The sequence below is a fragment of the Silvanigrella paludirubra genome, from assembly GCF_009208775.1.
Taxonomy (GTDB): domain Bacteria; phylum Bdellovibrionota_B; class Oligoflexia; order Silvanigrellales; family Silvanigrellaceae; genus Silvanigrella; species Silvanigrella paludirubra.
Window position 1 is genome coordinate 770,975 of the sequence record NZ_WFLM01000001.1, and the last position, 14,252, is coordinate 785,226.

9 protein-coding genes are annotated in these 14,252 nt (G+C 32.5%); 8 read left to right on the top strand and 1 reads right to left on the bottom strand.

What is annotated here, in order from left to right; all coding sequences use genetic code 11:
* Positions 1–389: 389 nt before the first annotated feature.
* Positions 390–593, top strand: a complete 204-nt coding sequence (locus tag GCL60_RS03475) for a hypothetical protein (RefSeq protein ID WP_153418475.1) — start codon at positions 390–392, stop codon at positions 591–593.
* On the opposite strand, the gene GCL60_RS03480 is transcribed toward GCL60_RS03475, so the two are convergent.
* Positions 548–1,318 (bottom strand): lysophospholipid acyltransferase family protein, encoded by a 771-nt coding sequence (locus GCL60_RS03480; protein ID WP_153418476.1) that lies wholly within the window; start codon positions 1,316–1,318, stop codon positions 548–550. The genes GCL60_RS03475 and GCL60_RS03480 overlap by 46 nt on opposite strands.
* 155 nt (positions 1,319–1,473) lie before the next feature.
* Here GCL60_RS03480 and GCL60_RS03485 point away from each other — a divergent pair, with 155 nt between their 5' ends.
* The 7 genes from GCL60_RS03485 (at position 1,474) to glsA (ending at position 14,235) form a co-directional block, all read left to right on the top strand.
* Positions 1,474–2,430, top strand: coding sequence for a succinylglutamate desuccinylase/aspartoacylase domain-containing protein (locus tag GCL60_RS03485; RefSeq protein WP_153418477.1), 957 nt, complete (start codon positions 1,474–1,476; stop codon positions 2,428–2,430).
* A gap of 99 nt (positions 2,431–2,529) precedes the next feature.
* Complete coding sequence (locus GCL60_RS03490) at positions 2,530–4,317, top strand: ABC transporter permease subunit (protein ID WP_153418478.1); 1,788 nt, start codon at positions 2,530–2,532, stop codon at positions 4,315–4,317.
* Between the two features lie 4 nt (positions 4,318–4,321).
* Complete coding sequence (locus GCL60_RS03495; RefSeq protein ID WP_161998058.1) at positions 4,322–5,728, top strand: ATP-binding cassette domain-containing protein; 1,407 nt, start codon at positions 4,322–4,324, stop codon at positions 5,726–5,728.
* 98 nt (positions 5,729–5,826) lie between these two features.
* The gene (locus tag GCL60_RS03500) at positions 5,827–8,682 is read left to right on the top strand and encodes a 2-oxoglutarate dehydrogenase E1 component (protein WP_153418480.1); all 2,856 of its coding nucleotides are present in this window, start codon (positions 5,827–5,829) and stop codon (positions 8,680–8,682) included.
* 195 nt (positions 8,683–8,877) lie between these two features.
* Positions 8,878–9,978, top strand: coding sequence for an efflux RND transporter periplasmic adaptor subunit (locus GCL60_RS03505; RefSeq protein ID WP_153418481.1), 1,101 nt, complete (start codon positions 8,878–8,880; stop codon positions 9,976–9,978).
* 25 nt (positions 9,979–10,003) lie between these two features.
* A complete protein-coding gene (locus GCL60_RS03510; RefSeq protein WP_153418482.1) occupies positions 10,004–13,045 on the top strand; it encodes an efflux RND transporter permease subunit in 3,042 nt (1,013 codons plus the stop codon).
* Between the two features lie 188 nt (positions 13,046–13,233).
* Positions 13,234–14,235, top strand: a complete 1,002-nt coding sequence (gene glsA / locus GCL60_RS03515; RefSeq protein WP_153418483.1) for a glutaminase A — start codon at positions 13,234–13,236, stop codon at positions 14,233–14,235.
* Positions 14,236–14,252 lie beyond the last annotated feature (17 nt).

Genomic DNA, 14,252 nt, shown 5'->3' on the forward strand with positions numbered 1-14,252 from the left:
ATTTTCGTAATTTAAAAAAAATTAGTTACTGTAATATTTTTAATAAATAAAGATAAAATTTATTATATTTGATAAACGATTTAAATTATTTTATTAATAAATGTTTTTTTGTAAATAAATATTTTATTTATATTTAAAAAACAAATCACGAATTATTTAAAGATTAAAATAATAATTATTATTGCTTTAACTCCTTTTAACTTTTCTGAAAAAATTATGGGTTTTTTTAGTGCTTATAAAAAATTGTCTATTTATTTGCCAATAATAAATAAAATGTAGATATTTTAGACATTAAATTTACTTTAATTTAACAATATGAATTACTTAAAAATGGTATAAAAATTGCTGTATATTTAAATGAATCAGTACTCTTATAATAAGGAAACGGAATGAAATTTAAGTTCTCAATATTATTTATTGCGTTTTTAACGCTATTTAGCTCTTGCACAAGAATTAAAACTATATTTTCCTCTGAACGATACTGTCCAGAAGAACGTAAAATTTATATTAATAAAAAAACAAATAAAAGAAATTGTAATCCAATTGGTTATGAAGAAGCAGAAACGGATGCAATTTTGCTTCCTAATGCTTGAGTACTTAATTCGTTATCTAATACCGTAATTTTATTTTTCATAATTTCATGAGCGCGCGTCATAAGACTTGTGATTTCTTCTACAGAAACCCCTTTCGTTTGAATAGGTTCAAGAACTTCTACAAGTATTTTACCGGGGTTCCACTTTTTGAAATTGAGAGAATCTTTAAGAGTACTTACAACAATTGGTTGTAAAGGAACATTATTTTGCAAAGCAGCGTAAAATGCTCCTTTTTTAAAATCTTTCAATCCTCTCCCATGACTTCTCGTTCCTTCAGGAAAAATCCATAGAGAAGATCCATTTTGTAAAGCGATATCTACATTTCTCATTGTTCCCATGGCTTTTTTATGATTTTTACGATTTAACAGTAAATTACCTGCCAAATAAAATACCCATCCAAACAACGGAAACCAAATTAGAGATTTTTTCCCAATTATCAATGTGTTAGGCGGAATAATAGCTCCAAAAACGATTGCATCAAAATAGGATTGATGGTTTGCAATAATAACAGAATGTTTGTGATTTTGAAGGATTTGCTCCCCTCTTAAATTCACTTTAATTCTTAGAATTTTAATTGATATATATGAAAATGTTTTTCCAAAAATTAAATTATTACTTGTGTTTTTAAATCGAATTAAAAAGACAAACATAAAAATAAAACTTAATAGAAAAAAAACCATAAATATAAGAACAACTCTTAAACTTAATAATATTGATCCCAGCATGTAAATTCCATTCTGAAAAAAGAGACCTAATTCAACCTAACAAAAAACATCCACTAAAGCTATAAATATAAAATCAAATATTTCAAGATTTGACAAATTTATTTTTTTTAGACACAATAATAATTCAATAATATTAACTATCTAATTAGGTTTTTATGTTAACGGATCTCATTCGTCAATTCGAAAATCATGAAAAAAAGCACCCAGGAAATATCCCTGATAGTGTTTTTTTTGATTTTGGGAATCATGATGGACATATTTCCATAAGTAGCATCATTCATGGAAATGAAGTTGGCTCTCTGCCTGCTATACTGAAATTAATTGATCATCTTATTACTAAAAAAATTAATTACGAAGGAAAAATAAGTTTTATTTTAGGAAACAAAAAAGCATCATTTGAAAATAAAAGGTATCTTCAAGACGATTTAAATAGAAGTTTTGGAAAAAATTTAGATTATAAAAATTCTATTGAGAAACAAAGAGCATTTGAAATAAAAAAAATTCTTGATATTAGCGACGTATTTATCGATTTTCATCAAACAACAATGCCCTGTAAGGAACCTTTTTATATATTCGCAATGCACCAAGAAAGTTATTTATGGGCACGTGCCATTGGAAATAGTAAATATTTTGTTACAAGAAAAAGCAATAAGCCCTATTCTCAAGAAGGCATGTGCTCAGATGAATATATGAGATCATTAAACAAACCAGGTATTACCTTAGAGCTAGGAGAACAAGGTTTTCATAAAAATTCGGAGATTGTTTGTTATAGAGCAATAAAAAAAGCCCTTTATGTCATGGACGAAATTTTTTTGAAAAAAAAATCACTAAATACATTAGCAAAAAAGAATCAAGATTTTCAATTTTTAGCAATTAAACACAAAGAAATGTTCGCAAATGATAAAATGAAATTAGTAAATAGTCTTTTTAATTTACAAAAAATAGAAAAAAATAAAATAATGGGAACTCTTGAAAATGGAAAATATTTTTATAGTCCCATGGAAGGTTACGTCCTATTTCCTCAATACCCAAAAAGAAATGAAAAAGAGTTTGTCATTGATCCTCTTCCCCCCTATATCTATACGTTAGCAATAGAAATTAAAAAGTTTTAGAATTTGTTTCTGAATACCTTGCTTTTATATCAGTCACTATGCTTTACAGATGAAGTTAACCCAAATAGGGCTTGTTATCATTCCATCCAAGAGGTGAGCATGACACAATTTGCAAAAGTGCAAGCAACCCGTGGTGCTTTTTTTAGAGCCGACTTTATTGTTATTCTCGTTGTTATTATTTTAGGGATGGGTTTTGCTAATTTTTTTAGCTTAGGAAGTTCTGCTTATCTTGAAAAAGTTGAAATAAATACATCTTTATCTTCATTACCCAGTTATTCACTTTTATCCTTAGTAAGAAGTTTATTTGCGCTCATTTTTAGTTATATTTTTGCCGTTATTTATGGCACTATAGCTGCAAATAATAAAACTTTTGAACGATTTTTAATCCCATTATTAGATGTTTTGCAAAGTTTACCTGTTGTTGCCTTTTTACCAGGTTTTGTTCTTGCACTCATATCTGTTTTTCAAGGCAGCCGCTGGGGATTAGAAATTGCTTGTATATTAACCATATTTACAGGTCAGGTGTGGAATTTAGCATTTGCCTATTATGAATCCCAAAGGACTCTTCAGCCTGAGTTTAAAGAAGTTGCGAAAATTTATAAATTATCTCAAGTACAAAAATTCTTTTTTGTTGACTTACCAAATGGTTATCGCCCATTAATTTATAATGGAATGATGTCCATGGCTGGGGGATGGTTTTTTCTAACAACATGTGAAGCTTTCACATTAGGTAACAAAGACTTTCGTTTACCGGGTTTAGGTAGTTACCTTTCAGAAACTTTTGCAACAGGAAATTATTTTAATTTTAGCATAGGCTTAGTTACGTTATTAATAATTATTATAGGAACCGATCTCCTTCTTTGGAAACCTTTGATTGCATGGGTTACTCGTTACCGCGATGGTGATGATGGAAAAGGCATAGAAGAGGAAAGTTGGTTTTTAAATATCATTCGCCAAACAAGTATTCCCGATTTTATTTCCAGTTTTTTCAAACGAAGTGTTTTATTTTTATTTCCAAAAGCTGTTATTAAAGAATCTGGTGCAACTCGTAAATATTTAATAGATAATATAGATAAATGGGGAACAATTATCAGCCCCAAAAATTGGTTTTCAGATGAAAATGTTAATAAATTTAGAAGATCTTCTTTATTATCACTAATGGTTACTTTTGCAATTGGTGGCCTGGTTTTCACTTTGCTTCCTAAATTACCTACTTTTGGACAGTCTCTTGCTTCCTTATCAAATAAAGATTGGTTTACTTTAATTCATGCGGTATTTTTAACAGGATCCAAAGTATTTTTTGTCATTTTAATAAGCTCAATTTGGACAATTCCAGTTGGCTTATGGTTAGGATTAAATCCAAGGCTAGAGCGCATTTGTCAGCCTATAATTCAAAATCTTGCTGCCTTTCCTGCTCCTGTATTATTTCCACTTATTACATTGAGTTTTAGTTTTCTCAACTTACCACCTTTTATAAATGCAACACTATTAATGTGTGTAGGTAGCCAATGGTATATTTTATTTAATGTTATTGGTGGAGCATCAAGAATTCCTGCTGATTTAAAATTTGTAACTCAAATTTATAAATTTTCTTTATGGCATCGCTTTAGTAAATTATATTTTCCAGCTATTTTACCCTCACTCGCTACAGGTTGGATAACAGCAGCAGGAGGAGCATGGAATGCAAGCATGGTTGCTGAAGTTGTAGAGTTTCCTGGGGGCTCAATGCATTCTTTTGGAATTGGAGCCGAATTGGCAAATGCTTCAGCTCAAGGCAATTATCAGAAATTAATTGCAGCCATTATCTGCATTGTTGTTACTTTAGTAATTTTAAATAGAACTTTATGGCGCACTTTACATATTTATGCCGAAAGAGTTAAGGATTAAAAGTATGTCCAAAAAGAAAATTGTTCTTTCCGTTCGTTCTCTATGTAAAGACTACAGGCGCCCAAGCGGAAATATGTTTACCGTTCTTGAAGGAATAAATCTTGATATATATGACGGAGAGTTTTTAGCTCTTGTTGGATTATCTGGATCAGGAAAATCAACGCTGTTACGTTGTATGGCTGGATTATTGAGTCCAGATAGAGGAACTGTAAGTTACGCAAATCCTTCACCAGAAAATATGCAATTAAGTGCATTTGTATTTCAAAATTTTGCTTTATTTCCTTGGATGACAATTCGTGAAAATATAGCTGTATCCATGCCTAAGTTAACAAAGCAGGAACAACACGTTCGGATTGACCGCATTATTCAATTGGTAGGATTAAAAGGTTTTGAAGATGCTTTTCCTCGTGAATTGAGCGGTGGAATGCGACAACGAGTAAGTCTAGCACGCGCCATGGTCTCCGACCCTATGATTATGTTTATGGATGAACCCTTTTCAGCCTTAGACCCATTAACAAGTGAATCTTTAAGGGCAGAACTTGTACGTCTTTGGGCGCAACCAGACAGAAAAATTCGCTCTTGTGTTTTAGTAACACACCGATTTGAAGAAGCACTGCAACTTGCAGATAGAATATTAATATTATCCTCAAATCCTGGTACTATATTTCGTTCCATTGAAATTAATTTACCCAGACCAAGAATGCCAAATTCTATAGAATATAAAGAAATTGAAGAACAACTTGAAAAAGCCTTCGGTCAGTTGCACTTGGATAAAGTAACAGATGATACCGAATACGAAACAATTGCTCCTGAAATTCAACCCATTCAAAAACCAACAGAAATTCAAAATAAAAATAAAACAACATCCCCCATTGTTGATAAAAACATGGAAGAGAGCAAATTAAATAAAGATATTCAACATACTAAAACAAAAAGAGTAAAACCTTTAATTAATACCAACCTCACTCTTGTCGAAGGTCTTGTTAGTAGGTTAAGCACAGAAGTCGAAACAACAGATTTGTATGATCTTTGTGAAGATATGGGACAAAGCGTAGATCAAGTTTTACCAGCTGTTGCTGCAGCCGAAACATTAGGATTTATCATTACTCCTGGTATTCGAGTTGTATTAACCGAAGAAGGAAGAAAATTTGCATCAGAACATGATGCCGAAGCTCGTGGTAAAATGATGCGTTACGCTATATTAAAACTCCCAGTGGTTTATTCAATTTATGAACTTGTTAAAAATAGTGGGGAAGAAGGGCTAGAAGCAGACATAGCGATTGAACAAATTGTAATGATGCTTCCCTTTGAGGACCATGACGTACAGTTTCAGACGCTTTTAAAATGGTGTCGTTATGCAAATTTAATTGTTTACGATTCCGATGAAGAAAAATTGTTTATACCCGATTAAATTTGTTAGTCTCAGCAACATAAGCACCAGGCAAGGAAACCTGGGGCAAGGTGCATTTGCATTTCTGTTTACTTTCCTGATAAGGACTTGCGGCAATTATGAGTGGTAATTTTAATTCTGTTTTTCAAAACAATGCAGGCTATGTAGAAGAGATGTTTGCTCGATATTCTTCTGATCCAAATTCAGTAGGAATTGAGTGGAGATCCTATTTTGAAGGATTTCATGAAGGATTTGGTACAGCTACTGCTCTTGCAAGTAATGTATCTCATTATGATGAATTATTAAAAAACATTGGTGAAAATTCATCTAAAGAAAAAGATCATTCGCCTTCAAGTTCTATCAATGCAGATTCTCTCTCCTTTGAATTTAAAGTTGCCGCTTATGTTCAAGCCTGGAAAACGCATGGACATTTACAAGCAAAAACAAATCCACTTGGATACGAAGCACCTAAAGCTCCTACTCTTTTTCCAGAAACTTATGGAATTTCAAAAGAAGATTTCACAAGAAAAACTTCGGCTGGTTTATTAATTGGCTTAAATATAATGAAATTTGAAGAACTTTCCTTAGAGCTTCAAAAAAGATTTGCTGGTGTTGTTGGTGCTGAAATAGAACATATTGAATGCCCCGAAGAAAAAGCATGGCTTCATGCTGAATTTGCAAAAATACATGCCCCTGTTGATAAAGAAACACAAAAATCAATTTATCATGAACTTGCTAAAGCAGATTCTTTAGAAAAAACAATTGCAACAAAATATATTGGGAAAAAAAGATTTAGTATTGAAGGAGCGGACGCTCAGTTTCCTGCCGTTGAAAGTTACATGGAACAAGCTGCTAAATTAGGAGCTCAAGAATGTACTGTGGCCATAGCACATCGTGGTCGTTTAAATTTTTTAGTGAATGTGATTGGAAAACCTTTAGAGCGTTTATTTACAGAGTTTGAAGGTTATCCCCATGATGGTTTGCACGGAGACTGCGATGTTAAATATCATTATGGATATGAGTCCGAAAGACAAACACGTAATGGCCAAAAAATAAATATATCTATGCCATTTAATCCGAGTCACCTAGAATACGTTGGTAGTGTTGCCATGGGTGATACAAGAGCACGTCAAACCATGTATTATAATGGAGACACCTCTAAGGTAACAAGCATTGTTCTTCATGGTGATGCCGCTTTTTCTGGACAAGGTATTGTATTTGAAAATGTACAAATGATGTCCCTTCAAGGATATAATGTAGGCGGTACAATTCATATTGTTGCAAATAATCAGGTTGGTTTTACTACAGATCCTTCTGACTCTCGCTCAGCTACTTATTGTACAGATGTAGCTAAAGTAACTGGCTCTCCTGTATTTCACATTAATGCAGATAATTTAGATGAATTGCACAATCTAATGGTAATGGCTGCAAATTATAGATATAAATTCAAAAAAGATTTTTATGTTGATCTTGTTTGCTTTAGAAGATACGGACATAACGAAACAGACGAACCATCTTTTACCCAACCGTTACTTTATAAGGTAATTAAAGACAAATTAGCTCCTTTTGAAGAATACGCTAAGTATTTAACTACAAGTCATAGCTTTATCGACGATGAACTAAAAGCTATATATAATAAATACAGAGCTGACATGAATGCTGTATATGATAAAGTAAAATCAGAGCACATGCATATTGAGCAATTTGTTCCTTTAAGAGAAGCAGGTGAATTAAAACTTGCATCAGAAAAAGAAATGCTCAAACCAGCTAAAACACAACTTTCACTTACAAAAATTAAAGAACTAGCTGTAAAAATTTGTCATTTACCTGAAACATTCACTCCTAATCCAAAATTAGCACGCATAATTGTCTCTGAACGTAAAGAAATGGCTGAAGGTAACAAAAAGTTAGACTGGGGTATGGCAGAACTCTTAGCATATGCAACTTTATTAAATGAAGGATATAGTGTTCGTTTAGCGGGTGAAGATGCTCAAAGAGGTACTTTTTCTCATCGTCATGTTACTTTAGTAGACTTTGAAAATGGCTCACGCTATACCTCTATTTCTGAGTGTGCAAAAGAAAACTCTAAAGTAGAAATTATTAATACACTTCTTTCTGAAGAAGCTGCTATGGGCTATGAATATGGTTATGCTGTACGAAATGCAAAAGGTCTTGTTCTCTGGGAAGGACAATTTGGAGACTTTGCAAACGGAGCTCAAGTCATTATTGATCAATTTATAGCATCTGGTGAAACAAAATGGGGACAAACACAAGGTCTTGTCTTATTGTTACCTCATGGTATGGAAGGCCAAGGCGCAGAACACTCAAGCGCACGTCTTGAGAGATTCCTTCAGTTATGTGCCAATGGAAACATGCAGGTTTGTTACTTTACAAATGCTTCTCAAATTTATCATGCCTTAAGAAGACAAGTGACTCGTAATTTTAGAAAACCGCTAATTCTTATGACACCAAAAAGTTTCTTAAGAAGTCCACGCGCAGCAACAACACTTGAAGAATTAGCATCTGGGCATTTTGAAGAAATATTAGATGATTCAAGAATAGCTAAAGCATCAAAAGTAGAAAGAGTATTATTTTGTACAGGAAAAATATCTTTAGATCTTTTTGATGCTCTTGATAAAGATGAATATAAAAACAAATCAGAAACAACTGCAATTATCCGTATAGAACAACTTTATCCATTTCATATGGAAAAGGCAATAAGCATATTATCTCACTATAAAAATGTAAAAGTGATTGGTTGGGTTCAAGAAGAGCCAGCAAATATGGGTGCCTGGAGTTATATTCGCAATGAACTCCATAATGTAATTAAAAAGTCAGGAATACAAAATGAAATTTATTACTTTGGAAGAAGCCGAAGAGCAACGCCTGCTGTAGGACTTGAAAAACAACATTTTATAGAACAAGAGAAAGTAATTAAAGGTGCACTTGAAGCAAATCATTCAATAGAAGTATAAATCTATATTTGAATGATTTGTTACCTTTAATCATTTTCAAAAAAATTAATTCTACTTTTTAAATATATTCGTTCTTTATTTCCAAAAAATAAAAATTTAGTTATATTCTTATAAAGATTTTCTGAACCTATTGAAGACAATTCAAAATACATATATGAATTAATTCTAGTTCTTTAAATACATAAGAGGAATTCTATGTCTAAACGAATGAGTATTACTATTACAGCTTTGGTTATAGTTTTTGGTGCTATTTTTGGTTGGTATGGACTCCGTCAATACTTTATGAAAAAGTTTTTTTCTACTTTTGAACCACCACCTGTTGTTGTCTCCGTTGCAAAAGCAAAATCAGACAATTGGCAACCGTATTTAAATTCAGTAGGTTCTTTAAGCTCCATCAACGGAGTGGATATTAGCGCAGAAACATCTGGACAAGTTAAAGCAATTTATTTTGATTCAGGTAAATTTGTAAAACAAGGTGAACCGCTTGTACAACTTGATGACTCTAGTGAACAAGCGCAGCTTAAAGATATTTCTGCACAGCTTCAATTAGCTCAAGTGAATGACAAACGTATTAAACAATTATTTTCTCAAGGGGCCGCTTCGCAGTCATCTGTTGATGATTCCGCTTCAAAAGTAAAACAACTTCAAGCGAATTACGAAAATGCACGATCCATGATTGCAAAAAAACTAATAAGAGCTCCCTTTAGCGGAAAAATTGGAATCAAACAAGTTAACATTGGCCAATACATTCAAGCTGGTTTTGCTTGTGCCAGTTTGCAAACTTCAAATGCACTTTATGCACAAATTACATTGCCACAACAAGACACAAATAAAATTGCAATACACCAAGAAGTTCTTATCAACGTTGATGCTTACCCAAATTTAGTTTTTAAGGGTAAAATTAATGCCATTGATTCCAAAGTAGATGAAGCAACAAGAACTATTCATGCACAAGCTACAATTGATAACTCTGAAAATAAATTGTTACCTGGTATGTTTACTTCTGTAAAAGTTGCACTACCTATTATTCCTAATTCAATTATTTTACCTCAAACAGCAATTACCTATACTCTTTATGGTGATTCCGCCTTTATTGTTACTTTACTTGATAAAAAAACAGATAAAGGAGATCCATTGGGAACAGTTAAAAGAGTTTTTGTCAAAACAGGTGAAAAACGCGACAACTCCGTTGTTATTCTTGAAGGAATTAAAGAAGGTGATCTTGTTGTTAGCAGCGGGCAGCTTAAATTAGTTGATGGATCTAAAATTGCTATTAACAATTCTGTTAATTTATAAAAGTGTGAGCTAGCAGAGGAAAAAAATGAAATTCACTGATATTTTTATCCAAAGGCCAGTGCTTGCCACTGTTGTCAGTATCTTAATATTTATGGTGGGCTTAAAATCCGTATTTAACTTGGATTTAAGACAATATCCTAAAGTTGAAAATACCGTTATTACTGTCATGACAACTTATCCTGGAGCCAATGCAGAACTCATGCAAGGCTTTATTACACAACCAATACAAACTTCTGTCTCTTCTGCAGAAGGAATTGATTATATTAATTCCTCAAGCTCACAAGGCGTAAGTAAAATTGAAATTCACTTAAAATTAAATTTTAATTCGACAACAGCTTTTGGTGATATCTCAGCAAAAGTAAACGCAGTTAGAGCAGTTATACCTAAAGAAGCAAATGATCCTGTCATAACAAAAACAACGGGAAGCACGCTTGCAGCTTTATATATAAGTTATTCAAGTGATAAAATGTCTGGACCACAAATTTATGATCTTTTAAGCCGTGTTGTACAACCGAAAATGCAGTCTGTTTCAGGTGTGGCAAGCGCCGATATTTTAGGCGGAAATCCTTTTGCAATGCGTATTTGGCTAAGGCCACAAAAAATGGCGGCACTAGGCATAACTGCAGATGATGTTGGCCAAGCACTGCGCGCGAATAGTTACCTTTCTGCAGCAGGACAATTAAAAGGCCAATACACAATTACAAATATAAGTGCACAAACCGATTTACATAATGAACAAGAATTCAAAGATCTTGTTGTAAAACAAGTTAAAGGCAAATTAATTCGCATGAGAGATGTTGCCGATGTTGAACTTGGCTCACAAAGCTATTCTTCTTCTGTTACTTTTAATGGAAAAAAAGGTGTATTCATTGGAATTCAACCTGTTCCCTCTGCCAATCCATTAACTGTAGTTAAAGACGTTAGAAAAATGATCCCTATTATTGAAAAAGATCTTCCTCCGTCTTTAAAACAACTTATTGTATATGACTCAACTGAATTTATTTCTGCATCAATCGATGACGTTATTAAAACTTTGGTTGAAGCTACATTCATTGTTATTGTTGTTATCTTTTTATTTTTAGGATCCCTTCGTTCCGTTAGTATTCCAATTGTAACTATTCCTTTATCACTTATTGGCGTTTGTTCCATTATGCTTTTATTAGGTTATTCCATTAACCTTTTAACTTTGCTAGCCATGGTTCTTGCCATTGGATTAGTTGTTGATGATGCTATTGTTGTTGTTGAAAATATCCAACGTCATATAGAAGAAGGCAAGTCACCTTATGATGCCGCTATTATCGGAGCACAAGAAATTGCTGTTCCAGTAATAACAATGACTATTACATTAGGAGCTGTTTATGCTCCAATTGGTCTTATGGGTGGATTAACAGGAGCATTATTTAAAGAATTTGCTCTTACCCTTGCTGCTGCCGTTGTTGTTTCTGGAGTTATTGCGTTAACTTTATCACCCATGATGTGTTCTAAAATTCTAATACATGAACCATCCGATAAAGGTTTTGCAAAATGGTTAGATAAAAAATTTAATCAATTACAAAATAAGTATGAAAATTTACTTCATAGTGTTCTTCAATATAAACCTGTAGTAATTGTTTTTGGTTCTGCCATTCTTGTCAGTGTTTATTTCTTATTTGCCCTTACTCCAAAAGAACTTGCACCAAAAGAAGATCAAGGCTTTTTAGCTATGATTTCTACAGCCCCTCAATATGCTAATGTTCGCTATCTTGAAAAATATACAACAGAAATAGATAAAATTTTACAGAAGTACGATGAAAGAGCTGCAAACTTTAATGTAAATGGAATGGGTGCTGAAAACTCTGCTTTTTCAGGACTTATATTTACTCCATGGGGCGATCGAAAACGCTCAGCAATAAAGTTACAAGAAGTTATTCAAAAAGAATTATCACAAATTGCGGGATTAAAATCTTTCATATTTTCTATGCCCGATCTTCCTACAGGGGCGAATGGACTTCCAGTTCAATTTATTTTAAAAACAACGGATGATTATAAAGTTCTTTATGGTGTAATGGAAGAACTAAAAGTAATAGCAAAAAAGAGTGGTTTATTTATTGTACTTGATAGTGATTTAAGCTACGAATCACCTCAATTAAATGTTAAAATAGATAAAAACAAAGCCACTGAAATGGGAATTACAATGCAAACAATTGGTAATTCTTTAGCAACTATGTTAAGCGGAGCATATACAAATTTATATAATATGAATGGAAGAAGCTACCAAGTCATTCCTCAATTAAAAGATGCCGACAGAAGCAATCAAGACGAGCTCAACAAAGCTTATATTCGAAATGCAAGTGGTACTCTTGTTCCTTTATCTAACTTTGTTAGCTATGAAATAGCTTCTGTTCCAAATACTTTAAATCAGTTTCAGCAATTAAATTCTGCAACATTTTCTGCAGTCATGATGCCAGGTCAAACAACAGCTACAGGTTTAAATTTCTTAAAAAATGAAGCTGAAAAAATAATGCCTCGTGGCATGTCCTACGATTTTTCTGGTGACTCAAGAACAGAACAAAGTGAAGGAAATGCATTAATAGCAACCTTCGCCTTTGCTTTAATCGTTATTTTCTTGGTTCTTGCCGCGCAATTTGAAAGCTTCCGAGATCCCCTAATTATTATGATTAGTGTTCCCATGGCGATATGTGGTGCCTTAATTCCTTTAAATTTGGGATTAGCTACTATAAATATTTATACTGAAATTGGCTTAATCACTTTAATTGGTCTTATTACAAAACATGGTATTTTAATGGTTGAATTTGCGAATGAATTGCAACATAAAGATAAAATTGATCTCCAAGCAGCAATTCAAAAAGCAGCTTCTGTAAGACTACGTCCTATATTAATGACAACAGCGGCAATGGTTTTAGGTGTAATCCCTTTAATTATTGCTTCGGGAGCAGGAGCAGCAAGCCGATTTAATATTGGCTTAGTTATTGCGTCTGGTTTATCTATTGGTACTTTATTTACATTATTTATTGTTCCAACTATGTACACAATTATTGCAAAAAGCAGAGTTCATCCCTCTAAATAAATAGAGGGATTTAATTTTCAAAATTTTCATATTTATATTTAAAAATTAAAAAATTATTCAATCCTCATCCAGTAAATAAACAAAAAAAATCAATTACATATCATTTTTTTGACAACATTTTTACTTTAATATTTTTTTGATAATATAAAAATATATATTTATTAAATTGAAGAAAAGAGGAAATTTTTATGAAAAAAAAATATATCTATTTATCATTATTAAGTTCAATTATTTTAATAAACTCTTCAATTTTTGCTTTAACAAATACCGAAATTAAACAAGGATTAAGCGAAAGTTATGAGAAGTTCAAAAATTTGAATACTGGAAAAAATGCAGATTATATTCCAGATTTGGCAAAAGTAAACTCTTCATTATTTGGAATTGCAATAGCTACAAATGAAGGAAAAATTGAATCTATTGGTAATGTAGATACCCCTTTTTCAATACAATCCATTTCAAAACCACTTATCTATGGCCTTGCTTTAAAAGATAATGGAGAAATTATTAATGAAAAGGTTGGTTTAGATGCTACGGGACATAAATTCAATTCCATAGAATCAATTGAAAACAATCCAACCCATATTCAAAACCCAATGGTGAATGCGGGTGCAATTCAAGTCACAAGCTTCATAAAGGGAAAAACAAGCTCTGAAAAATGGGAAAGAGCTTTAAGTTTTATAAATAAATTAAGTGACGGTAAATTATATCTAGGAGAATCTGTCTATAAATCAGAAACTTCAACAAATTTAAGAAATCAAGCCATTACACGTTTATTAAATTCATATAATATGTTGAATAGTGAGCCAATGGATGCGCTCGATCGTTACACTAAAGCATGCTCAATTATGCTAACTACTAAACAATTAGCAATTATTGGTGCTACTTTAGCAAATAACGGGACAAATCCTTTAACACGACAGAATATTATAGAAGCTAACTATGTGCACTACATGCTTTCAGAAATGGCGGTAAATGGACTTTACGAAACAAGTGGCCAATGGTGGGTACACGTTGGTATACCTTCAAAAAGTGGTGTAGGTGGAGGTATTCTTGCCGTTGTTCCAAATAAAATGGCTATCGTTGTTTTTTCTCCTCCACTAGATCCATCAGGAAATAGTGTACGTGGCCAAGAAGTTATAAAATATCTCTCTAAAAAATGGAATCTTCATTATTTAGATCAAAAACAATAATTTGTAATTCTTACTAA